Annotated in this window: 19 protein-coding genes and 1 riboswitch; of the genes, 18 read left to right on the top strand and 1 reads right to left on the bottom strand. The window is 40.1% G+C overall.

The window, feature by feature from the left end:
- Positions 1-79: 79 nt before the first annotated feature.
- The 18 genes from DZC72_RS16125 (at position 80) to DZC72_RS16040 (ending at position 21,469) form a co-directional block, all read left to right on the top strand.
- Positions 80-2,020 (top strand): CocE/NonD family hydrolase, encoded by a 1,941-nt coding sequence (locus DZC72_RS16125; RefSeq protein WP_125223951.1) that lies wholly within the window; start codon positions 80-82, stop codon positions 2,018-2,020.
- Positions 2,021-2,405: 385 nt separating this feature from the next.
- Positions 2,406-2,522: riboswitch (SAM riboswitch) on the top strand.
- A 143-nt stretch (positions 2,523-2,665) separates the two neighbouring features.
- Entirely contained in the window at positions 2,666-3,952 is a 1,287-nt protein-coding gene (locus DZC72_RS16120; protein WP_125223950.1) for an O-acetylhomoserine aminocarboxypropyltransferase/cysteine synthase family protein, read from the top strand.
- Between the two features lie 54 nt (positions 3,953-4,006).
- Positions 4,007-7,393: a bifunctional aspartate kinase/homoserine dehydrogenase I gene (gene thrA / locus DZC72_RS16115; protein ID WP_125223949.1), complete on the top strand. Its 3,387-nt coding sequence runs from the start codon at positions 4,007-4,009 to the stop codon at positions 7,391-7,393.
- 164 nt (positions 7,394-7,557) lie between these two features.
- Positions 7,558-8,721, top strand: coding sequence for a trans-sulfuration enzyme family protein (locus tag DZC72_RS16110; RefSeq protein ID WP_125223948.1), 1,164 nt, complete (start codon positions 7,558-7,560; stop codon positions 8,719-8,721).
- A 727-nt stretch (positions 8,722-9,448) separates the two neighbouring features.
- Positions 9,449-9,982, top strand: a complete 534-nt coding sequence (locus tag DZC72_RS16105; RefSeq protein ID WP_125223947.1) for a YybH family protein — start codon at positions 9,449-9,451, stop codon at positions 9,980-9,982.
- Positions 9,983-10,291: 309 nt separating this feature from the next.
- Positions 10,292-10,891, top strand: a complete 600-nt coding sequence (locus DZC72_RS16100) for a hypothetical protein (RefSeq protein ID WP_125223946.1) — start codon at positions 10,292-10,294, stop codon at positions 10,889-10,891.
- A 9-nt stretch (positions 10,892-10,900) separates the two neighbouring features.
- Positions 10,901-11,479 (top strand): hypothetical protein, encoded by a 579-nt coding sequence (locus tag DZC72_RS16095; protein WP_125223945.1) that lies wholly within the window; start codon positions 10,901-10,903, stop codon positions 11,477-11,479.
- A 275-nt stretch (positions 11,480-11,754) separates the two neighbouring features.
- Positions 11,755-12,345 carry a hypothetical protein gene (locus DZC72_RS16090; RefSeq protein ID WP_125223944.1) on the top strand — a complete coding sequence of 197 codons (591 nt, stop codon included), beginning with the start codon at positions 11,755-11,757 and terminating at the stop codon, positions 12,343-12,345.
- 152 nt (positions 12,346-12,497) lie between these two features.
- Positions 12,498-13,262 carry a DUF6090 family protein gene (locus tag DZC72_RS16085; RefSeq protein WP_125223943.1) on the top strand — a complete coding sequence of 255 codons (765 nt, stop codon included), beginning with the start codon at positions 12,498-12,500 and terminating at the stop codon, positions 13,260-13,262.
- A gap of 187 nt (positions 13,263-13,449) precedes the next feature.
- Positions 13,450-13,980, top strand: coding sequence for a GNAT family N-acetyltransferase (locus tag DZC72_RS16080; RefSeq protein ID WP_125223942.1), 531 nt, complete (start codon positions 13,450-13,452; stop codon positions 13,978-13,980).
- A gap of 153 nt (positions 13,981-14,133) precedes the next feature.
- Positions 14,134-14,649: a DUF4304 domain-containing protein gene (locus DZC72_RS16075; protein ID WP_125223941.1), complete on the top strand. Its 516-nt coding sequence runs from the start codon at positions 14,134-14,136 to the stop codon at positions 14,647-14,649.
- A 358-nt stretch (positions 14,650-15,007) separates the two neighbouring features.
- Positions 15,008-15,475 (top strand): DinB family protein, encoded by a 468-nt coding sequence (locus tag DZC72_RS16070; protein WP_125223940.1) that lies wholly within the window; start codon positions 15,008-15,010, stop codon positions 15,473-15,475.
- A 219-nt stretch (positions 15,476-15,694) separates the two neighbouring features.
- Positions 15,695-16,984 (top strand): TraB/GumN family protein, encoded by a 1,290-nt coding sequence (locus tag DZC72_RS16065; RefSeq protein ID WP_125223939.1) that lies wholly within the window; start codon positions 15,695-15,697, stop codon positions 16,982-16,984.
- Positions 16,985-17,496: 512 nt separating this feature from the next.
- On the top strand, positions 17,497-18,606 hold the full coding sequence (locus DZC72_RS16060) for a DUF6920 family protein (protein ID WP_125223938.1): 1,110 nt from the start codon (positions 17,497-17,499) through the stop codon (positions 18,604-18,606).
- 156 nt (positions 18,607-18,762) lie between these two features.
- The gene (locus DZC72_RS16055) at positions 18,763-19,239 is read left to right on the top strand and encodes a hypothetical protein (RefSeq protein WP_125223937.1); all 477 of its coding nucleotides are present in this window, start codon (positions 18,763-18,765) and stop codon (positions 19,237-19,239) included.
- Positions 19,240-19,467: 228 nt separating this feature from the next.
- Positions 19,468-20,052: an NAD(P)H-dependent oxidoreductase gene (locus DZC72_RS16050; protein ID WP_125223936.1), complete on the top strand. Its 585-nt coding sequence runs from the start codon at positions 19,468-19,470 to the stop codon at positions 20,050-20,052.
- Between the two features lie 78 nt (positions 20,053-20,130).
- Complete coding sequence (locus tag DZC72_RS16045; RefSeq protein ID WP_125223935.1) at positions 20,131-20,820, top strand: uracil-DNA glycosylase family protein; 690 nt, start codon at positions 20,131-20,133, stop codon at positions 20,818-20,820.
- 100 nt (positions 20,821-20,920) lie between these two features.
- Positions 20,921-21,469: a GNAT family N-acetyltransferase gene (locus DZC72_RS16040; RefSeq protein WP_243641764.1), complete on the top strand. Its 549-nt coding sequence runs from the start codon at positions 20,921-20,923 to the stop codon at positions 21,467-21,469.
- 13 nt (positions 21,470-21,482) lie between these two features.
- Here DZC72_RS16040 and DZC72_RS16035 read toward each other — a convergent pair whose 3' ends face one another.
- A complete protein-coding gene (locus DZC72_RS16035) occupies positions 21,483-23,729 on the bottom strand; it encodes a xanthine dehydrogenase family protein molybdopterin-binding subunit (protein WP_125223934.1) in 2,247 nt (748 codons plus the stop codon).
- Positions 23,730-23,734 lie beyond the last annotated feature (5 nt).

Below are 23,734 nucleotides of genomic sequence, written 5' to 3'. Positions count from 1 at the left end.
GGAACCTAATTTAGGTTCCCTTTTTATTTTTAGAAATAGGCATTCTTTGCTAGCTTTAGGCATTCATAAATACTTCACCATGAAAGCTATCTTTAAAAGTTTCATTGCCCTCATTATTTTAATATCAATTGGCTATTCTTGTAAAAAAACCAATCAAACAGCCAAAGCTGATGAGGTTTCGGATACTTATGTAGCCGACAATTACACCAAAAAGGAGGTGGATATTGAAATGCGTGACGGTATAAAGTTGCACACTACCATTTACTCGCCCAAGGATACTTCCGTGGAATATCCGATCATCATGCAACGAACGCCCTATAGTTCAATGCCATATGGCGAGGGGCAGTTTAAGGAATCCATTGCGCCCAATAAGCATATGATGAAGGATGGTTACATTGTCGTATATCAAGATGTGCGGGGCAGATGGTTGAGCGAAGGACACTATGAGAATATGAGGGCCTTTATACCCAACAAGAAATCGGATCAAGACATTGATGAAAGTTCAGATACCTACGATACTATAGAATGGTTGGTGAACAATGTGGAAAATAATAATGGCAGGGTTGGTATTTGGGGAATTTCCTATCCAGGTTTTTATTCCACCTACGCCACAGTGGATGCGCATCCGGCTTTAAAGGCGGCCTCACCACAAGCGAGCATAGGCGATTTCTTTTTTGACGATTTTCATCATAATGGCGCGTATCTCTTGAGCTACTTTAGGGCAACCAGTCTGTTCGGTACGCCCAGACCCAACGGTGACCAACCCATTGACACGGCTTGGTACACCTTACCAGATTTGGGTACGGAGGACCAGTATCAATTTTTTCTGGATGCCGGTCCTTTGAAAAATCTGGATAGGTTCTTTGAATATGAAACAGGCGACACCCCAAGGATGGCCATTGACGGGCAAACGGACGATTTCTTTTGGAACGAGTTAAAAGAGCATCCAAATTATGATGAATTATGGGAAAGTAGAGGGTTAATTCAGCACTTAAAGGACGTTAAGAGTCACGTGGCGACTATGGTAGTCGCAGGAGAATTTGATGCTGAGGATTTATATGGACCCTTGGAAACGTATAAGACTATTGAAAAATACAACAAGGAGAACTACAATACCTTGGTTTTTGGGCCTTGGGACCATGGCGGATGGGCGAGAAGCCGCGGAAAGAACATTGTTGGGAACTATTATTTTGGAAATGGTATATCCGAATTTTTTCAGGAAAATATAGAGACCAAGTTCTTTCATCATTTTTTAAAGGGCGATGGGGACATGAACAGTGGTTTGCCCGAAGCCTATGTGTTCGACTCGGGGAGAAAGGAGTGGGAACAATACGAAACCTGGCCACCGGCTGGGGTCGAGAAGCAGGATATGTACCTGAGCGAAAATCAGGAATTGACCACTGAGAAGAAAGGTGAAACAGGTATTCAATTTATTAGCGATATCAAAAAACCGGTACCGTATTCTGAGGATATCAAATCCGTTTTCACCCCAAGAAAATATATGACAGATGACCAGCGCTTTGCCTCAAGGAGGTCGGACGTACTGGTGTTTGAGACAGATGTTTTGACAGAGGATCTTACCTTGGCAGGCGACATTATGGCGAATTTGAACGTGGCCACTACGGGAACAGCTGCGGATTGGATCGTCAAGGTCATAGATGTACACCCAGCAGATGCCGAAAATCATGAGGACATGCAAGATCATTTAAAGATGAGCAACTACCATTTGATGGTCCGTAGCGAGGTGTTAAGGGGAAGGTTTAGGAATAGCTTCTCCGATCCCGAGCCTTTTGTACCGAATCAAAAAACGGCCGTGAATATCAAATTGCAGGATGTTTTCCATACTATAAAAAAGGGACACAAATTACAGATTCAGGTACAGAGTACCTGGTTTCCTTTGATCGACCTCAACCCCCAAACCTATGTGGAAAATATCTTTAAGGCGGACGAAGCTGATTTCAAAACCCAGACCCATACGGTCTTTACGGATTCCAAGATTGAGTTTACTGTGTTGAGGTAACAAATCCCTCCGACCCGATACCTTGTATCGTGCCACCTCCCTTTTCCAAAGGGAGGAGCTTTTTTTTTGGGCTGAAATAACAAGGTATTTTTTTGTTTTTTCCGTAATAATAACAAGCACCCCTCTTTTCCAAAGAGGGGTGATTCGGCTGTGCCGAATCGGGGAGATTGGATTTGAGTTTGATTTTTCAATCCCTCCGACCCGATATTGCGTATCCCGCCACCTCCTTTTTCTAAAGGGAGGAGCTTTTTTTAGTATTGATGAATCGGGGAGATTGCTTAAAACCTATCATTTCACTAGGGTTTTGTTAATTTTTATGGTTTGATTAGGATTTTAAAACATTCCCCCCTTATATTTGCATCCATAAGTTCAAACATGTATTGAATAGTTATCAAGAAAGGTGGAGGGATTGGACCCTTTGAAGCCTTAGCAACCCTTGTTCACCCGATGTTTGTCGGAATCAAGAAGGTGCTACATTCTACCCATATGGGAAGGATAACAGTCATCGAAATTTCATCGATTTCACTTTCTTATAACTTATTTGATTTTACCTAACCGCAATGTCGGCAGGTTAGGGTTTGGCTTTTTTAATCATTTTTCGCGTCCCATATTGGAATTGGGCTTAACTATTAAAAAACAAAAATCATGAGTGATCAAAAATTAGCAACAAACGCCTTACATGCTGGGCATGACACAACGCAAACCGGTGGAACACGTGCCGTTCCAATTTACCAGACCTCGTCCTATGTATTCAATAATACGGAGCATGCCGCCAACTTGTTCTCCTTGGCAGAATTAGGGTTTATCTATACCCGTTTGAACAATCCTACCAACCAGATTCTTCAGGACCGTTTGGCCGCTGTGGAAGGTGGTGTTGGTGCAGTGGTCTTTTCATCGGGAACGGCTGCAATTTCTACCGGACTTTTAACCTTGTTAAAATCAGGAGATCATATCGTAGCTTCCAGTAGTTTGTATGGCGGTACGTTTAACCTTCTCAATGTAACATTACCTCGTTTAGGAATCCATACGACCTTTGTCGATGCTTCTAAACCGGAGAATTTTGGAAAAGCTGTAAAAGAAAATACTCGGGCCATCTTCGTGGAATCCTTGGGTAACCCAAAGTTGGATGTATTGGATTTAAAAGCGATATCCAAAGAGGCGAAAGCTGCCGGTGTACCCTTTATTGTAGATAATACGGTTGCAACACCAGCGTTGCTGAATCCGATCGAGCATGGGGCCAACTTGGTAATTCACTCCTTGACCAAATATATCGGGGGCCAGGGCACGTCTTTGGGTGGTGCCATCATCGATGCCGGTACGTTTGATTGGGCCAATGGAAAGTTCCCGGAATTTACCGAGCCATCGGCAGGTTATCACGGTTTGGTGTATCATGAAGCCTTGGGTGCCGCCGCCTTTACCTTTAAACTGATTTTAGAAGGTCTTAGGGATTTTGGTGGTGCCTTGAGTCCATTCAATGCCTTTCAAATTATACAGGGATTGGAAACCCTACCCGTGCGTATCAAGCAGCATAGTGCAAATGCCTTGGAGCTTGCAGAATGGCTGCAAAGTAGGGATGAAGTCGCTTGGGTAAAATATCCGGGTCTTAAAGGGGACGAGTATTACGATTTGGCACAGGAATACTTGCCCAAAGGGCAAAGTGGATTGGTCACCTTTGGAATCAAAGGAGGTTTTGAAGCAGCCAAAAACGTCACGGATGCCACCAAAATTTTCTCTTTATTGGCGAATATTGGTGATACAAAATCCCTTATCATCCATCCGGCGAGTACCACACATCAGCAGTTGACGGAAGAACAGCAGCTGGGTGCAGGCGTTAGTCAAGATTTGATTCGACTTTCCGTTGGCCTAGAGGATATAGATGATTTAAAGGCCGATTTGGAACAAGCCTTTGTTGCGGCCAACATCCAAGCATAAAAGAGCAGCAGTATTGTACGGCAAACCACTGATAATTAATAATTTTGGCATCCTATGCTACATCATTTACATATAAAGGAGTACACGACCCTTTCTGGTGTGACCCAGGATATTGAGCTGTCCTATGAACTCTTCGGAGCCAAGCTCCATACCGCACCCATTATTTTGGTGAACCATGCCCTGACGGGCAATTCCAACGTTACGGGTGAAAATGGGTGGTGGTCTGCCTTGATCGGTGAGGGAAAATGTATCGATACAAAAAAGTACACCATCCTTTGTTTCAACATTCCCGGAAACGGATATGATAAGTTTGTCATTGAAAATTACAAGGATTTTGTGGCGGGCGACATCGCCCGGATTTTCCTTTTGGGATTGGAAAAATTAAAAATCCAAAAACTCTTTGCCATCATCGGGGGTTCATTGGGTGGTGGAATTGCCTGGGAAATGGCGGCCATCAACCCTAATTTGACGGAGCATCTGGTGCCCGTAGCATCCGACTGGAAATCGACCGACTGGCTCATTGCCAATTGCCAGATCCAGGAGCAGTTCTTGGTGAATTCCAAGCAGCCTGTCCATGATGCGCGTATGCATGCCATGTTGTGTTATCGCACACCGGAGTCTTTTAAGGAACGTTTTAAACGAAGTACCAACGAAGAGCTTCAGGTATTCAATGTGGAAAGCTGGTTGATGCACCATGGGGAAAAGCTACAGGAGCGCTTTCAATTATCGGCCTATAAGCTGATGAACCAGTTGCTGAAAACCATCGATGTTACGAGAAACGGTGAAGAGAACTTCATAAAGCTTCAAAATAGCGATACCAATATTCATATTGTAGGAGTAGATTCCGACCTGTTTTTTACGGCAAAGGAAAACAAGGATACTTTTAAGCAATTGGCACAGGCCAATAGCAATGTAACCTATGGAGAAGTGCAATCCCTTCACGGACACGATGCCTTCCTGATCGAGTTTGAGCAAATGGAGAAACTGCTAAGTTCCATTTTCAATACCAATGGAAAATCTGGTAAGGTAAAAGTTCTGAAATTTGGAGGAAAGTCCTTGAGCAATGGTGAAGGTTTAGAACGTGTATTGGATGTAATCGCCACCAAGGTAAAGTCCGGGGAAAATATTGCCGTGGTCTTATCTGCACGTGAAAAAGCAACAGATCAACTGGAAAGTATTCTGTATAAAGCTTCAAAAGGAAAGCCCTATAAGGAAGACTTCGAGGCCTTGGAAAGTTATCAGCAACATACCTACGGAAACGTCAATTTGTCCAAGGAATTCAAAAGCTTGGCCAAACTGTTCGAGGGAGTATCCCTGTTGGGCGATTACAGTGCCAAGATCAAGGATGAGGTTTTGGCGCATGGGGAGCTGATTTCAGCCAAATTGGTGACCAAATTGTTGATTGGCAAAGGCGTCAATGCCCGCTTTTTGGATTCACGGGAATTGATTACCACCGATGCCACTTTTGGCGATGCCAAGGTCTTGGAACATATTTCCAAGGAAAAGGTGTTGTTGAAGTTTGCGGAATTGCCCCACGATGCCGTCCCGGTGATTACCGGATTTATTGCGGCCACGGAAGAGGGCGAAACTACTACCTTGGGAAGGAACGGTAGTAATTACAGCGCGGCCCTTTTGGCCAATTTCCTCGATGCGGAAGAATTGCAGAATTACACCCATGTGGATGGAATTTTTACCGCCAATCCAGATTATGTAAAGGAAGCCAAGCGCATCAGTAACCTGAGCTATGCGGAGGCGAACGAGATGGCCAATTTTGGAGCTACCATTTTGCATGCCAAGACCATAATTCCGTTGATCGAGAAAAATATTCCTCTGCGGATTTTGAATACCTATAATGACGATAATGAGGGTACGCTAATCAGTGCCAAATCCAGCAAGGAGGGTATCCGGTCCATTTCGGTCATTGAGGATGTGGCCCTGATTAACCTAGAGGGTCGCGGACTGTTGGGGAAAGTGGGAATAGATGCCCGTATCTTCAAAACTCTGGAAGCTATCAATATCAGCGTGAGCATTATTTCCCAAGGTTCCTCGGAACGGGGCATCGGTTTGGTGGTGAAGCGCGACAAGGCGGAGCGTGCCAAGCGAGCCTTGGAAAATGAGTTTTCGAGCGATTTCCAAAGTCAGGATATCAACATGATCAAGGTGGTGGCCGATGTATCGGTAATTTCCGTTGTGGGACAGGATCTAAGCACCTTTCACAAACCCTTTAATGCCCTGATCAAAAACCAAATCGTACCGCTGTTGTTCAATAATACGGTATCGGGTAAGAACGTGAGTTTGGTCGTTAGGAAATCGGATTTGACCAAAGCGGTTAATGTGATGCACGGTCAGATTTTTGGGGTCAGTAAAAAGGTCAATTTGGCGGTATTCGGACATGGAAATGTTGGAGGTACCTTAATCGACCAAATTTTAAAATCGGCAAAAAATATTGAGGATAGAAAAGGTATCGATTTAAGGGTCTTTGCCATTGCCAATTCCCGGAAAGTCTTGCTCAATGCTAAAGGGGTAAGCGGAAAGTGGAAGACCGATATCAACAGCAAGGGAAAATCCTATGTCGTAAAGGATGTTATCGATTTTGCCAAGAACAACCATTTGGAGAATCTGATCGTTATCGATAATACGGCAAGTCAAGATTTTGTGGCCCATTATTTCGATTTTGTGGAAAACGGATTCGATGTCGTTTCCTCCAACAAGATTGCCAATACCCTTGGGTTCGATTATTATCAATTGCTACGGGAGGAACTGGACAAACATCAAAAACAATATTTGTACGAGACCAATGTGGGTGCGGGATTACCTTTGATAGATACCATTAAGTTGTTGCACCTGTCCGGAGAGAATATTACCCGCATCAAAGGGGTCTTTTCAGGTTCCTTGAGTTATATTTTCAATACATTTTCAGAAGTGGATACCTCTTTTTCGTCTATTTTAAAGGATGCCAAATTAAAAGGTTTTACCGAGCCTGATCCACGCGAAGACCTTTCTGGAAACGACGTGGGTAGAAAGTTATTGATTTTGGCTAGGGAACTGGATCTAGGCAATGAATTTTCTGATATCAATATTGAAAATCTGATTCCTTCTACCTTGGAAAAAGGCGATGTGGATTTCTTTATGGAAAATCTGGAGGTATTGGACGATAAATTCAACGAGATAAAAAAGAACCAAAAACCGAACCATGTATTGCGTTATGTGGGCGACCTACATGGCGATTTGCAAAAGGAAAAAGGAATCTTGGACGTACAATTGGTTTCCGTTCCCAAGGAGAGTGCGCTGGGACAGGTAAAAGGGTCTGACTCCATCATCGAAATTTATACCGAGTCTTACGGTGAAAACCCCTTGGTCATCCAGGGTGCCGGGGCAGGCGCCGCAGTTACCGCCAGGGGCGTTTTTGGGGATATATTACGAATTGCGGAGAAGAGTTAACTTGAGGAGATAGGGGTTAGTAGTTAAAAGAGCAGAAAGTTTAAAAGGTCATTGAGCAGCCTGCCCTGAGCGCAGTCGAAGGGGAGTCGAAATGACCATGACGAGAATCTAGGAAATTTAAATAAGTGCCTTCGACTCCGCTCAGGCACTCATAAAGGAAAATAATGAACAAAAAATTCGAAACGAACGCCATACGCACACAGTTGAAACGAACGGAAAATTTGGAACATTCCGTTCCCCTGTACCTGACTTCTAGTTTTGTTTTTGAGGACGCCGAGGACATGCGGGCGTCTTTTGCTGAGGAAAAGGAGCGGAATATTTATTCCCGATATTCAAACCCCAATACGAATGAATTCGTGGAAAAAGTGTGCCAAATGGAAGGTGCGGAGCAGGGATTTGCCTTTGCCTCCGGCATGGCGGCCGTATTCTCCACCTTGGCTTCGCTGTTGGATAGCGGGGACCATGTGGTATCGGCGGCAAGTATCTTTGGGTCTACACATTCCCTTTTCAATAATTTTTTTCCAAAATGGAACATTTCCCACAGTTATTTTGATGTCCATGAACTGGATACAATTGACGGACTCATCCAACCCAATACCAAACTGATCTATGCCGAAACCCCCACCAATCCGGGTGTGGATGTGTTGGATTTGGAAGCACTTGGGCAGATAGCGAAGAAGCACAATGTATTGTTGGTTATCGATAACTGTTTTGCATCGCCCTATTTGCAACAGCCGATTAAATTTGGGGCCGATTTGGTCATTCATTCCGGAACCAAATTGATGGACGGTCAGGGCCGAGTATTGGCCGGAATCACGGTGGGAAAAAGGGAATTGATGGATAAGGTATACCGATTCTCTCGCATTACAGGACCTGCTTTGTCCCCTTTTAACGCTTGGGTTCTGAGCAAAAGTTTGGAAACCTTGGCCATACGGGTAGATCGCCACTGCGATAATGCCTTAAAATTGGCTGAATTTCTAGAAGGTCATGACCAAGTGAATTGGGTAAAATATCCTTTCTTAAAATCACACCCCAAATATGAAGTAGCCAAAAAGCAGATGAAGGCCGGTGGCTGTGTGGTCGCCTTTGAGGTAAAGGGCGGACTTGAAGCGGGACGTAAATTCTTCGACTCTATAAAACTGTTGTCGCTTTCTGCCAATTTGGGGGATTCCCGTAGTATCGTTACCCATCCTGCTTCCACTACCCATAGCAAGCTGTCCGTTGAAGAACGTGCTGCCAGTGGTATTACCGAGGGTATGGTGCGTATCTCGGTAGGTTTGGAGCATATCGATGATATCATTGCCGATATTTCCCAGGCACTAGGGTAATCCAGACATTCGTAAAAGTTGTCAGTTCGAGCACTTGGAAAAAAATTTCGTTGAAATGTGAATGACATTTTTTTGAACGGATTGTGTAGATTTCAATGCCGGTTCTATTCTTATAAATTAGAGTTGGTATTGTCCGTTGAAAATCAGCAATAATGAACGTAGGGTTGGAAGTGCGGTGCGTTAGCACAACGCATGTAAACCCGATAGTGAATGGTGCGCAGCAATTGCCTATTTTCAACTTGATTTTTTTGCTTCGTTTTTTTATCAAGAAAAAAATGAAGGGAAAGCCACGAGTATAGATGCAATCTAAATATCAGGCAATTATTATGTTAATAATTATGTCATTGGTAGTGTTTTTCGATAGAAAATCGTATCGAGAACAGATTTCTCATTAGCGTGTCCTACTTCTCGATACAAAATCGCAATGCGATTCCACTCGAAGTGATAAAAGTGTCAGGCCATCCATTTTGAAGGCTCTGGGGTTGTTAAGCATGGGAGTTTGGAAAACATCAAAGGCATGCACCACAGTCTGTAATTTTCATTTTTTCACTGTGAATAGTTATTTTTTTTTGGCAAAAAAACTATATTTAAAGACTTCCCCCTGTTAATTATTTTCGAATAAAAAAAAGCGTTGACCACGTTTGAGGACGGGCGTAACTTGATTGTTTACCCGTTCGGAAAGTTTTTGAAAGTTGTAGTAACCGTTTATAAATAAACCATCTTAATTATGAAAAAGCAATTCGTGCACGCAATCATCGTTCTATTTGCAATTTCCTTATGCTGGAGTTGTAAGGACACCCAGAAAATGGAAATGCCAGTCGGAACGGAATATTCAGAGGAGATCAAAGAGATTATCATGGCTAAAAATGCCGAAATAGAAAAATTGTATGCGGAGGGACTGGTAGACTCGGCGGCCACCCATTTTGCCGAGGACTGTATACAGTTACCGCCCAACCAACCGGCCATCATTGGGAACGAAAATTACAAGGCGGCCTGGAAGCAGAACATGCAATTTGGTGCGTGGGATTTTGAATTGAATACCGAAAGGGTAAAGGCCAGCGGCGATTTGGCCACGGAATACGGTTCTTATACCTTAACCTTTAGTCCGAACGAAAATTCCCCTATTCCCGCCATGAAGGACATGGGCAATTATGTAGTGCTATGGGAAAAAATCGATGATGATTGGAAGATCCTTTGGGATGCCCCGGTAAGTTCCGTACCCATGCCCATGCCAGCGTCGGATTCCATTCCCAGTGAATAGCATTCATTTTCTTTTAACTAGATCAAATTACAACCATTAGTTAATGGACGGGTTTGTCCATTTCTTTTGAGGGTTCTGGGATGGTAAAGGTAGTGTCCTTGAGTAATACCCAAGGCCACCACCACTTTCTACAAATTTCTCCCTTTTAGGTAAAACCGTAAATGTATTTTATAGGAAAAAACTTAAATTTATGGACTCCCCCGTAGGTAAAAAATGAAGATAGATTACATTGATATACCTCCTTTCTGGCGGTATATCAGTGTAAAATACATATATATAAACGAGTTGTAGTGCATTTGAGAGCAGCCAATGAAAATTAAAAAAATATTATTAATAATGGGATTTTTAAGTAGTGTTTTCGGCTTTGGTCAAAACAATAATCTGATTGAATTGACTTCTAAACAAGACACTGAAGAAGGTTGGCAAGATTTAATTTTCTCAATAACGAAAAAAGAAAAATTAGACAACGGATTTTGGAGTTTGACTTGTAAAGCTAAATATGAAAACCAAATTGTCGGACTGAAAATAAATATTGCTGACGGAATTCCTGCAGGAATTGTAAACGAAGAGATTGATAATACGAGTTTCGCTTCAAAAGGAGTTGAAATTCACTCAATCGGAAAAGAGAGTGACCATTTAATCGAAGTCATTTCAAAACTTTACGGACAACCTAAATCATCGGAATTTACAAGAGAAAAACTGACTTTTACAGCTTTTCCATTAAATAAAGAGAAAGCTAATTTAGAAAATGGACGATTTCATTTCAAACTATTCTTTGACGAAAATGATGAACGGAATTTATATGCAGAAATATTCCTAAATCCTGACTTAAAAAACGGAACAGTTGAATTGAATGAAAAGGACGAAGAATACCGAGCAAATATTGTAAAGTTATTGTCAGAAAAATAAAATAACATAATGAATATAATTGAAAAAGAAGCTGAAGAATTTTATGAATATGGTTTTCTAAACTCTGGAATTCATCAAGATTTAGAGAATATAAAATCATCTTTGACTTCTAAACTTTACAATTTCAATCGAGATAGAGACAAGTTGGACTTTTTAAAAATTGTTCGTGTAAAAGCGATTAATGACAAAGAGGAACATATGAAATCTTGTACTGGATGTGGTTACGATGAAGCAAGAGATATTGCTGTATTTGCAATTGACCAGGAGATAGATGACATAAATCGTTTTTACACATATGAACCTAAAGAAGAAGATGAATTTAATGTTGAAGAAGAATCAGAATTACATAAAAAACTCAACGACATACTTGAAAAACTAGAAAAGCAAGGTTTCGGACAGCAAATCATATTTGAAGAAATTGAGGATTTAAAAAACCACTTTAATCTAGGTAAGAAAAATTGGTTTCAGCTTTTAAAAGGAAAAGTTGTTGACCTTACTCTAAAAAAAGTACTTGATAAGACAATTGTTCAAGAAATTTACAATCAATTGAGTGAGGGTTTTGACCAAGCAATAAAAATGATAGAATAAAAACGCACTACAACAATGGCTATAAGTAATTGCTTGTTCTCGCCTACTTCTGAAAATCCTCTCGGATTTTCAGTTTGGTGTGTACTTGCAAAGTTAAGTGCTAACCCACGCAACTACTCATAGCCGAGACCGTTAGCCACAATAAACACAATTGAAATTTACAGCCCATAAATATAAAATTATCAGGTACAAAGCTTCAATTACAAAGCTGTTGTTTTGGGCTGGTCTTTTATTTTTTTCTATCGGATTTTTTTTTGGTGTTTTTAAATTATAAAATGCCTCTTTTTGATAATATTAACAACTTAGTTTTATCATTCATATTATTAGGAAGTATTCCCTTCATAAGCTCCCACATTTACCAATATTTTGACTATGAAAGAATCGTTTTTAAAAAAGACGGCCATTTAGAAATTAATGAAGAGGCAATTGTTATAGACCATTCTTTAAATATACTATATCATGAAATTAAGGACATAAGTTTTGGAGTAGTTGCCTATTATGGTCAAAGAATTAATATGATTTATAGAAATCCAGTAGAACAAAAAAGTCTGGGAATTAGAAACTATATTTCAATTGCCACGGATTCCCATAATTATAAATACAATTTTAAACTTGAAAGTGAGGTTCAATTTAAAGAGTTCGAACAAACAATCTTTGAATTAGTTCAAAGCGAAAAGTTGGACCATATTGATTCAAAAAGAAGAATAAAATTAGTTCCTGCCCGATTTAAAAAGACTAGCGATTATAAAAATTTCGTGATTAAACAGATTGTTGAAAAAAGGATAGGCTGCACCGAAGGACTATTATTGCACGGTTATAACACGGACGATGAAGCTATTGAATTAAGAAAAAAATACTGTGGCTAACACCGGCTATAATTCATTGCTGCATTTTCGCTAAATTTAAAACTATAAACCTTTAACAGGCCCCGATTTCTTACCGACAATTTCCTGCCGGAAATCGCCGCAACGAAATCATAGCCCAACCGTTGTGCTTCATTATAACCAACCAATTACCAATGATAAAATTCTTCCGAAAAATTAGACAAAAACTGCTCTCTGAAAACAAATTCAGTAAGTATCTGATTTACGCAATCGGAGAAATAGTTCTTGTTGTTATTGGAATTTTAATTGCATTACAAATTAACAATTGGAATGAAGCTAGGAAAATTGGAAAAGTTGAAAAAGAAATTCTGAATGTATTACTTGAAGATTTAAATTCGGCAAAAGAATTTTCAAAAGAGTATATCAGAAGTGAGCAAAATTATCTTGACATCATTGAAACAATACTACATAATGACTCATTAAAAACAGTATTAACCAATTCAGATAGGACAAAAGAATATTTCAACAAAGCGTTTTGGGATTTTGAAATTAAATTTCCTGTAATTAATACTTATTCGGATTTAAAAAATGCTGGGAAAATTGCAATTGTACAGAACGATTCTATTCGAGAACGACTGAGCGTCTTAGAAGCAAATATTTATAATCTAGACAAACTAATTCAGGATAGAATGAATGTTCATCAAATTAGAATTGATGAAATTTGTGTGGAATATGTTAACTTCCTTCCACTTCTAAAATTTAAGATACCTGATTATAATATTTCATTAGGTGCGCAAAACGACTATATTGAAATTATGGCTCATCCGAAAGTGCGGAACTTAATGGGAATCAAGTCTGTTCTAACGAATGAAGCATTAGGTTATCGAAAAGACCTTGACAATGAAATAGAAGCAATTATAAAGTTGATAAAGACCGAACTGAACGAAGGTCAGAACTGAAGAGTACAAATAACGAAAGCACAACAATGGCTATAAGTAATTGCTTGTTCTCGCCTACTTCTGAAAATCCTCGCGGATTTTCAGCTTGGTGTGTACTTGCAAAGTTAAGTGTTAACCCACGCAACTACTCATAGCCGAGACCGTTGTGGTGCATATAACAGGAACGCATAAGAAACTGAAAAAGTAAATGAAATTAACGATAAGAAAAGAAAATACAGAAGACTTTAAAACAGTCTTTAACCTTATAGAAAAGGCATTTGAAAATGAACAAATGAGCGACCAAAAGGAACAGTTTTTAGTGGAACGATTGAGAAAGTCAAATGCTTTTGTTCCCGAACTTTCAATAGTAGCCGAAACCGAAAACAAAATTGTTGGACATATTCTGTTGACAAAACTTAAGATTAAAAACAAATCGAACGAATTTGACTCATTGGCTTTAGCACCTGTCTCTGTCTTACCTGAATTTCAAGGAAAAGGAATTGGCGGGAAATTGATAGTCGAAGCCCATAAAAAAGCTAAAGAATTAGGACATAAATCAATCGTTTTACTTGGACACGAAAATTACTATCCAAGATTCGGTTATGAACAAGCTGATAAGTATGGAATAGAATTGCCGTTTGAAGTTCCGAAAGAGAATTGTATGGTAATTGAGTTGGTTGAAGACGGACTAAAAGGAGTAAATGGAATGGTTGAATACCCTAAAGAGTTTAATGAATAAAAAAATACGACACCACAACAACAGCTATAAGCAATTGGGGTTTAAGTGCTTAGTCGAAAATCAAAACATTAAATAAAGGTCTGTGCTAAACTGAAAAGTAAGAGCGAAAAATCCCCAACTGCTCATAGCCAGACCGTTACCTGCAAGCTTAAAATGAACGCAAAAGAAAAACAGACTGAATTCATAAAAAGTTACTTAAAACCAAAACTGAAAGAAAACGGATTTCGGACTTCAGGAAATAACTGGTGGAAACTTAATGACAATTTTTTCATTCTAATAAATCTTCAAAACTCACAATGGAACAGTAAAGATGAGTTGAGTTTTTGCTTCAATATGGGAGTTGGATTGACCGAAAAGATGATTGACATAAAAAAGAAAAAACCTACTTATTTTGACCTCGCCACTCAATTGAGAGAAGACTCATATTTATCGGAATCAAGAATAAAACACAAATACAGACAAGATGGTTGGCTTGGATATTCGATTACTGACAAAACTGATTTGAGTGATTTTACAAGCGAATTGTCAATGGATTTTGAAAAAGACATTCTACCTAAATTAATTGCACTTGAATCAATTGAAGACTGTTTAAATTTTTATGAAAAGTTTGACTTTTTGGGAAATACACTAAAAATGCAAGTCGAAAAATTAAAAATTAAAAATGAATAAAAGCCAGCAGGTAACAATGTATCCTATGAAATGCCCTAGTCCAGTTCTCTAAAGCTAATTAATAGTTTCTTTTTGCCTTAAACCACCTTTTTTCTTTTAATTTAACTTGCCCGGCATCCTATATGTGATACACTTATTTTTGTGTTCACCGGCATCTGTATGATCACAAGTTATAATAGGTTTGGCCACTTGCTAACCGGTGTGATTCCCAATAGCTATTGGAACTTTCGGATTTTCAGTTTGGGGTGTACTTGCCAAAGCCACTACCAAACGAAAAATTAAATTAACTGAATTCGTAACTTACGGGTAAACTTCACCGTTGCAGTTAATACAAAACGACATTCCCAAAACAAGGAAAATGACGCAATCTGAACTTATACTTTTAAACTTCACGGAGATTAGGAGAAGAAGCATAAAACTTTGGAAGGGACTTCCGGAGCGCTATTATGATTGGAAACCAGACGAGAAAGCCATGACGGCCATAGAAATGGTAAGGCATGTCTTGGAAGCCGATTATGGTTGGAATAAAATCATTAACAATAGGGGTATGGCAGATTATCAAACACCTTGGAAAAACCGACCCTTTATTAGCGTTGCTGACGAACTTGAATTTGCCCAACCCCATAGAAATACCTTTTTGGAAAGCGTGCGCCAATTTACAGACAGGGAATTGAACGAAACGGAAATCATTCACCCCGGCAATGGAAACAAAAAAATCCTTGGGAACTATTTATTACGGATTGGATACCATGAATCGGTCCACGCAGGACAATTCCTTTCGTATTTGAGGGCAATGAAAATTAATCGCCCAGAAATATGGGACTGAAAAACAGAAACACGACAACCAAAAATGGGTGTATCGTAAAGTTCTAACCTGGGATGGCGTAAGTTTTCGGTTCTTAGCAAGTTTTGTTTTGGGGGACAAGCAAGTATCTTTGGAATGTTCTACTTTTTATACCCGCAACCTTTTGGCAATAGGTAAGAAAATTTTGTTGAAGATTGTAACATTTTAGGATTTGGGCTATCTATCACAAAAACAAACCCAATGAAGCATAGTATCCTCGTTCTATTTACACTTTTAAGTCTGATCGGTTTTTCCCAAACTAAATTGGAATACCTACAAAATAATAGATTTGATTTGACGAAATCAGGATTTGATTTCCCTCAAAAAAAATTTCAGCTTATGGGCTTTGGCGCCTATCACGGTAGCCAAAAAACGGAAACTACTGAAATTGCCTTAATTGAATCTTTAACAAAAGATGGCACCATCAAATACTACCTACCTGAAACGGATTTTAGTATAGCCCACTATTTTAATGAATATCTTAAAACTGGAGACACGCTGTTGCTCAAGGAACTGGTGGAACATTATGGAAGTAGGGTTCCACAAGATAAAAGCATCGCCACCTATACCAAATGGAAAAACCTTAAAACCTTAAACGATGGTTTATCTGAAAAAAACAAACTTACCGTGGTAGGCGTTGATCTTTTAGTAAGTTATAAATATACTGCCAAACACGTGTTGGAATTAATTGACAGGAAAGAACACGACCGAAAATCAGTCAAGGATTTGGCCAAAATGGTTGAAAATGATACGGTCAATTTTTTTCCATATTCCGCTTCTTTCTCAAAGAGCGTATTAGAAAACTTCGTTGAAGATTACGAAAATCATAGCACCGAATTTGAAATTAGTATTGAGGACAAATTTGCTTTTGCCCACATCATAAAAAACCTAAAGGAAACCTTTGTGGACTTTGATAACCCATTAAAAAGGGAAAGGCTCATGTATGAAAACTATGTGGCATTACGTAAACACTACCAGTTTGAAAAAAAGCCACAGTTCGCTCGGTTTGGTTTCTTCCATTTGGAAAAACAATGGGAAGGAAAAAATCCATCTTTTTTTGTTCAATTAATTGAAAACGGCATTATAGATAGGGATAAAATTATTTCGGTTATCGGTTATTTAACAGAAAGTAGGGTGCTTTGGGGAAGGGTTTTCGATGATAACGGAAATTATAAGGATTATAATACGGAAGGGGGTTATGGCATTGGAGATTATGAAAATGAGTATTTCCTTGGCATTGACAATCTAAAGGAAAGCAAGGTTTCGGATATTACACTATTTCGATTGAACCAAGCGCAAACACCCTATTCTGATGGTATCCCTGACTTAATGGAGATTGTCATGACGGATGAGAAATCAAATGGGGAATTGGTCAAGGGAAAATCCACGACGGAGTATTTGGATTATGCCGTTTTGATTTCCAATTCAGAAGCAAGTATACCCATTGAAGAAATGGATAAAAAAACGTTGCCTATCCAAGTCCATAATTAATAGCCTGTTCTCGCCAGTACCGATTCCGTTTGCTATTGATAATGCCTTATTTTTTGTTAGGGGTCTACTCGGCTACCTGCAGGCAGGCCTGTTACCCGCCCGAACGTGCCGTATGGTGCGGGCGGGAGATTATCAAAAAACCAGTCGGTTGTCCAAAGCAGCAGCGGAGGTGAGGTAAACTATAGGTCCAAGAGGCCAAAAATGCCAAGGAACTTAGTATACTTGCAATATACCGTAGAGCTATGAAGAAATTTTGGATATTGAGTTAAACAGTTAGCAACCCAATGGAAATATAGAAGTATGTACCTTCAAAATTCTCTGACGAAATATCCATCCTTATGTGGAAGTTGATTCAGAATCAGGCAAGCCTAACGATAAAAATTCAATTAGTACATTCCTATCTAACTCCTCTATGCTAATAATCAATTGTTTAGATACCGATAAAATGAAAAATCATTAACTTCATACGGGTTTTGCTTTTTGGATTAATAAGTCCTAATCAAACATCGACAATGCGAATAGCGCTGATCTTATTCATTGGAATACACGGTATAATCCATTTATTTGGTTTGCTCAAAGCCTTTGGATTTTCAGGATTCAATGCCATAAGTTCACCTATTTCCAAAACTTCTGGGGTTATTTGGCTTTTGACCGCTTTGCTTTTTGCCACTGCTTTGGTTTTATTGATTCTTCAATCAAATTATTGGTGGATTTGCGGTTTTTTCGGGGTAATTATTTCCCAAATTTTGATTTTCAACTATTGGTCCGATGCTAAATTTGGAAGCATAGCGAACCTTATCATACTTGTATCCGTATTAATTTCCTTTGCTGGCATCCGTTTTCAAAAGAAGGTTGCCGCAGAGCAAAAGGCATTATTTGAAGATTCAAGGGTTAGCGGGGAAATTATTACGGAAGCTTCTATTAAGGGATTACCTACAATAGTCCAAAAATGGCTTATAAACAGTGGGATACTTGGTAAGAAACCGATTTCCAATGTGCATTTAGTGCAGGAATTACAATTAAAATTAAAACCTGAACAGGAAACTTGGAATCAGGGAATAGCTGAACAATATTTTACGGTAAACCCACCCGCTTTTGTCTGGAACATAAATACGGAAATGAACTCGGTTTTGAGTGTTGTTGGGCGCGATAAATTTGTAAACGGACAAGGAGCAATGACCATTAAACTATTGTCGTTAATTACCGTTGCCAACGCTAAAAATAGCGAAAGGGTGGACCAGGCCACTTTACAGCGATACTTGGCGGAAATGGTTTGGTTTCCAACGGCATCCTTAAGTAACAATATTACCTGGGAGGCTGTAGATGGGAATTCTGCGAAAGCGACCATGGAGGTCAATGGTACCAAAGGAGATGGGATTTTTCATTTCGACGATGAAGGAGACTTTTTAAAATTTACGGCCAACAGATACAAAGATGAAAAAGAGCAGAACCCAACCCTATGGACGGTATCGGCTTTAAAATCTGAAAAAATAAATGGCATACAAATTCCTGTTGAATTACAGGCAGACTGGCAATTGGAAGATGGGAAATGGACATGGCTTAAACTAACCATTAAAGAAATCGATTACAACCTAAACGGATTTCCAATAGGTGAACATTGAACATAATAAGAACATGTTGGAGTTACCAGAGCCTTTGAATGCTTTAAAATGAATGAGCGGTAGATGGGTAAACAGATGAACAATAAAAGCATGGATAAAAAAGGCCTATGAACAATCTGTTTAGAATAGAATGCTACTTATAAAACTACTAGAGAAATGAGATTCGTAAAAATGTTAGGTCTTCAAAGGTTTGTTTTAAATATTTGTGTCTTGGGTATGATTTCACCATTATTTGGGCAACAATTTTTATGGTCAACAGAACTTGAGAGTGATGTACCTCATATACCTTTGGAAAAGGTCACTGAGGAAGTACTAAAGTATTATGACCATTATGAATTCTATTATGATGGGGCAGGGTATAGTAAGGATAAATTTTTGGAAACCATATTGAATTATGGAGATAAATCTGAAGGTTGGAAGCAGTTCACAGATAGAATTCAGGCTATTAAAAAAGTAACGGTTTTCGCAATTCGTGATAACCTTGGTCGTGGTTCAGTCATTTTGGTTGCAGCCATAAGTGAGAAAAATGTAAACATGGTTGTTTTTTCAAACTACTATGAGAATGATCCCATACTAACAGTTCCTTTTGAAAGGGAAAAATTTTCTAATTGGTTTGGATCTCTTCTTGAATAGTATTTCTGAAAATTATTATGAAAATAAGAAACACTATTTATTCGATTTCCAAAAATACCCACCGGGTACAACTTATAGGATTGTCCCAAGTAGATGATAGACTCAAAGCCTGGATTAAAGAGGCGTATGAGCAATCTGTTTAAAAATATTATGGGTAGTGGTTTTAACCAATAGCTGTATAAATTGCAACAGTCCACTTCTGAAAAGTGAATCGCTAAAAACCTAAATATGCCACCCAAAAAAATACTGATTATCAACGGCCATCCGGACAAGGAAAGCTACAATTTCGCCATAGCTGCAGCCTATAAAAAGGGGGCCGTAGCCACCGGTGCTGAAGTTAAGGAGCTCATAATAAGGGAATTGAGCTTTAATCCCAATCTGGAATTTGGCTATAGAAAACGTACGGAGATGGAACCGGATATAATAATGGCCCAAGAGTGTTTGAAATGGGCGGATCACCTAGTTTGGGTGTATCCTGTTTGGTGGGGTTCCGTGCCCGCTCTGTTAAAAGGTTTTTTGGATAGGGTATTGCTTCCGGGTTTTGCCTTCAAAAAACGGGAAGGTTCCCTATGGTGGGATAGGTTATTTCTAGGCAAGACGGCAAGAATCATCTGTACCATGGACCAGCCCCCCTGGTATTATAGGTTGTTCAATGGGAGTCCCAGCCATACGGCCATGAGAAAACTGACCATGCAGTTCATTGGTGTAAAATCCGTAAAGGTTACAGCCATTGGCCCCATTAGGCTTTCGTCGGAATCTTTTCGGGAAAAATGGTTGCGAAAGGTGGAGCGTCTTGGGGAGAAAAATAAATAGTTCATTAGTATCAAATTCCAAGTCGCTTTGGGGAACTGCGGATCGTTTCGTAGTTTATCCCCCAAAATCAATCCTAACATGGCCACTTTTGCGGAAAAAGTCATCACCTTTCATAAAAACCTATCGTTCAACGTACCCTTAGGAGAAAACATCCAGGTGATGAATCCCTTTGAGGAAAATGAAACGGTGCTTGGAATTCTGGAAAAATTCTACACCAAATTTTTTAGCGATAGCCAATCTCGAAGGATACTATTGGGGATAAACCCTGGAAGATTGGGGGCGGGTGCTACGGGTATTCCTTTTACGGACACGAAACGTTTATCAGAGGAATGTGGCATTGAAACTGCATCCCTACAGACCCACGAACCGTCTTCCGTTTTTGTCTATGATATGATCAAGGCCTATGGCGGCAGTGAAAAATTTTATAGCAAGTTTTACATCAATTCCATCTGTCCGTTGGGCTTTATTGAAAAAAATAAAAAAGGAAATTGGGTCAATTGCAATTACTATGATTACCCGCAATTGTTTGAATCCACCAAGGAATTTATCGTTTCAACACTGCGGCAACAAATAGCCTTTGGCATTGATACTTCCGTATGTTACATCTTGGGGAAAAGGAACGAGAAATTTTTTAAGGAAATAAACGAGGAGGCACGATTGTTCGATTCCTTTGTGGTCTTTGACCATCCTAGGTATATCGTTCAGTATAAGGGTAAACAAAAGGAAGCATATATTGAGAAGTATTTAAAGGAACTGAAGAGAGTTTAAAAGGAAGAAAAAATACCAATGCAAGACATTCCTCATGTTTTAAACTTAGTATCGGGGTCACCTTTGTACCGTTTAAATCATTCAATGAACATAGTCAACAATGAAGAAACCTCTTTTGAACGTTTTGGCAAGTAATAGAATGGAGCTATATACTGATAGATTAATAATAGATGAGGCGACTATCACGGATGCCGATTTCTTTTTTCAACTCTTGAATAGTCCAACGTGGTTGGAACATATCGGGGACCGTGAGATAAAAAATAAGGAAGATGCTGTTTGTTATATTGAAGGAAGGTTAATGAAATCTTACCGTGAAAATGGATTCGGACTTTGGAAAGTCTCGTTAAAGGAATCGATCAAACCCATTGGAATCTGTGGATTTTTGCAACGGGATTATCTGGATGCTCCTGATATTGGTTTTGCCATGTTACCTGAATTTGAAGGGTTCGGTTATATGATGGAAGCGTCCTTGGCGGTTATGCAATTCGGAAAGAATACCCTGGGTTTTACCAAAATCCTTGCGGTTACTACAGAAGATAACGAGCGCTCGAAAAAATTACTAACCAGATTGAACTTAATGGAAGTTGGACCTGTAAAGGCCCATGATAAGGGCCTTCCTTTTTTACTGTTCACAAATCAAATCCAGTAAAGGGAATAATCTTTTATCCTAAAATTTCTCGGTCCCTTAAAAAAGGTTGGCGATAGGAACGTTTGCCCGTGGCTTTGTATATGGCGTTGGCAAGGGCCGCAAAAACAGGAGGAAAGCTGGGTTCTCCCAATCCCGTAGGATTAATTTTGTTTTGAACAAAATGCACGTCTATTTCCTTGGGGGCCTCGCCCATCCGAATCATGCGGTAGGTGTCAAAATTATTTTGCTGGGGAACACCGTCCTTAAAAGTAATTTCCCCATAGAGCGCATTTCCTATCCCATCAACAATACCACCCTCGACGAGATTAATGGCTGCATCTGGATTGATGACGATGCCACAATCGACGGCGCAGGTTACTTTTTCTATTACGGGTTTATTATTCTCCCATTTGAGGTCCAATACTTGTGCTGCGTAGGAATTATGGCAAAAATAGGCGGCAACTCCTCGGGACAATCCCTTCTTGTTTTCCCAACCCGATTTTTCCTTGACCAATTTCAGTACCCCTGTATAGCGCTCGGGCTCATAGTCGTTGTTTTCTCCAACCGGATTGTTTTGGGCTCGTTCCAATAATTCCAATCGGAAATCAATGGGGTCCTTTCCGGCCGCTTCGGCTACTTCATCCAAAAAGGATTGTTCGGCACAAGCGATAAAATTGGAACTGGGCGCCCTGAAAGAACCTACCGTTATATTGGAATCTATAGTCCAATCCTCGGCCAAATAGTGTTCCACGGCACCTGCGGGAAATCTGTTTTCATGCAAAGGGCTTTGAGGGATACCGCCCGCAATCACATGAAAGGCGATGAGGTTGTTATCGGCATCCAAACCTGCCCTATACGTAGCTTGGTAGGAGGGACGGTAGATTCCATCCGTCATATCATCTTCCCGTGAGTAAATCAGTTTAACCGGAGCTTTCATTTTTTGGGAAATGAGAGCCGCTTCCACGAGCCAGTGTGCATAGGACCTGCGTCCATAACCCCCGCCCAAACGGGTCATTTGAATATCGATATTTTCAATGGGCATACCTAATCTGGCCGAGAGGGTCTGTTCCGTCAATTCCGGTTTTTGCAATGGACCAATGAGCACTGCCTTATCATCCGTGACATTAGCGAAAAAGTTCATAGGCTCCATACAATTGTGGGCAAGAAAGGGAGCGGTATAGGTGGCCTCGATAACCTTCGTGGCATTTTTGAAGGCCATTTCCGGATTACCATCCCTACGTTTAACGGTAGCCTTTTTGGAGGCTAGGCCTTCCATTTGTGCATAATGTTTGGAGGTGCTTTCCAATCCGGCGGGGGTATGTTCCTTCCATTTTCGGCCAAATCGGTCTCTGTTGTCCGTACTGCTTTCTATTGGTTCACATTCTATTTTCAAGACCTTTTTGGCATTCATGACTTCCCATGTGGAATTACCTACAATAACCGCTACTTCGTTAAAGGTCCGCGTATCAAAGAAGGCCTTTTCATAGTCGTCGTTGAAAACCTTTATGGTAAAAATATCTTGGATGCCCGGCATGTTTTTCGCTGTGCTATCATCGATGGATGTTAGCTTTAATCCGAAAGCAGGCGGATGTACGATCATGGCGGTCAGCATGCCCTCTTTATAGGTGTCTACCCCAAATAGAGGTTTTCCGGTAACTATTTTGTGTCCGTCCACATTTTTTTGTGAGGTACCAATGATTGTAAAATCCTTGATGTCCTTTAGAGTAACTTCTTTTGGAACTTCCAACTGCGCTGCAGCTGAAGCCATTTCACCGTAGGAGATACTTTTATCGCTACCATTATGTCGCAATATTCCGTTTTCGGCAATAATTTCATCGATCGGTACTTGCCAAGCTTGGGACACCGCGGTCACCAACATGGCTTTTGCCGAAGCGCCGGCCATACGGAGTCCGTCCCAACCGCGACGGATGGATTGGCTTCCTCCCAAAAATTGGAAGGAAAAGGCATTTGTGTCCAACGGTGCTTGTTCAACAATGACATCCTTCCAGTCTACTCCAAGTTCATCGGCTACGATCATGGGCATGGAGGTCTTTACATTTTGGCCCCCTTCCGGATTGGGTGATAGAATGGTCACCTGACCATTGTCCGCTATTTTTAAGTATCCATTGATTTTAAACCATTCTTTGGGTAGTTGGTTCACTTCTTCAGTAGACATTTTGCAGGAAGCCAACCAGCTAAAGCCCAACACCAATCCGCCACCGGCCAAGGTGCTGTTCTTTATAAAAGATCGTCGGCCTATTTTGGTATTAACGGTATTCATGCTTT

Source organism: Maribacter algicola (genome assembly GCF_003933245.1).
Taxonomy (GTDB): domain Bacteria; phylum Bacteroidota; class Bacteroidia; order Flavobacteriales; family Flavobacteriaceae; genus Maribacter; species Maribacter algicola.
This window is presented reverse-complemented; position numbering and strand designations above follow the sequence as displayed.

What these genes read in the sequence shown, in the direction of transcription:
- DZC72_RS16125 (WP_125223951.1), top strand. Translation starts at nt 80, where the DNA reads ATGAAAGCTATCTTTAAAAGTTTCATTGCCCTCATTATTTTAATATCA.
- DZC72_RS16120 (WP_125223950.1), top strand. Translation starts at nt 2,666, where the DNA reads ATGAGTGATCAAAAATTAGCAACAAACGCCTTACATGCTGGGCATGAC.
- thrA (WP_125223949.1), top strand. Translation starts at nt 4,007, where the DNA reads ATGCTACATCATTTACATATAAAGGAGTACACGACCCTTTCTGGTGTG.
- DZC72_RS16110 (WP_125223948.1), top strand. Translation starts at nt 7,558, where the DNA reads ATGAACAAAAAATTCGAAACGAACGCCATACGCACACAGTTGAAACGA.
- DZC72_RS16105 (WP_125223947.1), top strand. Translation starts at nt 9,449, where the DNA reads ATGAAAAAGCAATTCGTGCACGCAATCATCGTTCTATTTGCAATTTCC.
- DZC72_RS16100 (WP_125223946.1), top strand. Translation starts at nt 10,292, where the DNA reads ATGAAAATTAAAAAAATATTATTAATAATGGGATTTTTAAGTAGTGTT.
- DZC72_RS16095 (WP_125223945.1), top strand. Translation starts at nt 10,901, where the DNA reads ATGAATATAATTGAAAAAGAAGCTGAAGAATTTTATGAATATGGTTTT.
- DZC72_RS16090 (WP_125223944.1), top strand. Translation starts at nt 11,755, where the DNA reads ATGCCTCTTTTTGATAATATTAACAACTTAGTTTTATCATTCATATTA.
- DZC72_RS16085 (WP_125223943.1), top strand. Translation starts at nt 12,498, where the DNA reads ATGATAAAATTCTTCCGAAAAATTAGACAAAAACTGCTCTCTGAAAAC.
- DZC72_RS16080 (WP_125223942.1), top strand. Translation starts at nt 13,450, where the DNA reads ATGAAATTAACGATAAGAAAAGAAAATACAGAAGACTTTAAAACAGTC.
- DZC72_RS16075 (WP_125223941.1), top strand. Translation starts at nt 14,134, where the DNA reads ATGAACGCAAAAGAAAAACAGACTGAATTCATAAAAAGTTACTTAAAA.
- DZC72_RS16070 (WP_125223940.1), top strand. Translation starts at nt 15,008, where the DNA reads ATGACGCAATCTGAACTTATACTTTTAAACTTCACGGAGATTAGGAGA.
- DZC72_RS16065 (WP_125223939.1), top strand. Translation starts at nt 15,695, where the DNA reads ATGAAGCATAGTATCCTCGTTCTATTTACACTTTTAAGTCTGATCGGT.
- DZC72_RS16060 (WP_125223938.1), top strand. Translation starts at nt 17,497, where the DNA reads ATGCGAATAGCGCTGATCTTATTCATTGGAATACACGGTATAATCCAT.
- DZC72_RS16055 (WP_125223937.1), top strand. Translation starts at nt 18,763, where the DNA reads ATGAGATTCGTAAAAATGTTAGGTCTTCAAAGGTTTGTTTTAAATATT.
- DZC72_RS16050 (WP_125223936.1), top strand. Translation starts at nt 19,468, where the DNA reads ATGCCACCCAAAAAAATACTGATTATCAACGGCCATCCGGACAAGGAA.
- DZC72_RS16045 (WP_125223935.1), top strand. Translation starts at nt 20,131, where the DNA reads ATGGCCACTTTTGCGGAAAAAGTCATCACCTTTCATAAAAACCTATCG.
- DZC72_RS16040 (WP_243641764.1), top strand. Translation starts at nt 20,921, where the DNA reads ATGAAGAAACCTCTTTTGAACGTTTTGGCAAGTAATAGAATGGAGCTA.
- DZC72_RS16035 (WP_125223934.1), bottom strand. Translation starts at nt 23,729, where the DNA reads ATGAATACCGTTAATACCAAAATAGGCCGACGATCTTTTATAAAGAAC.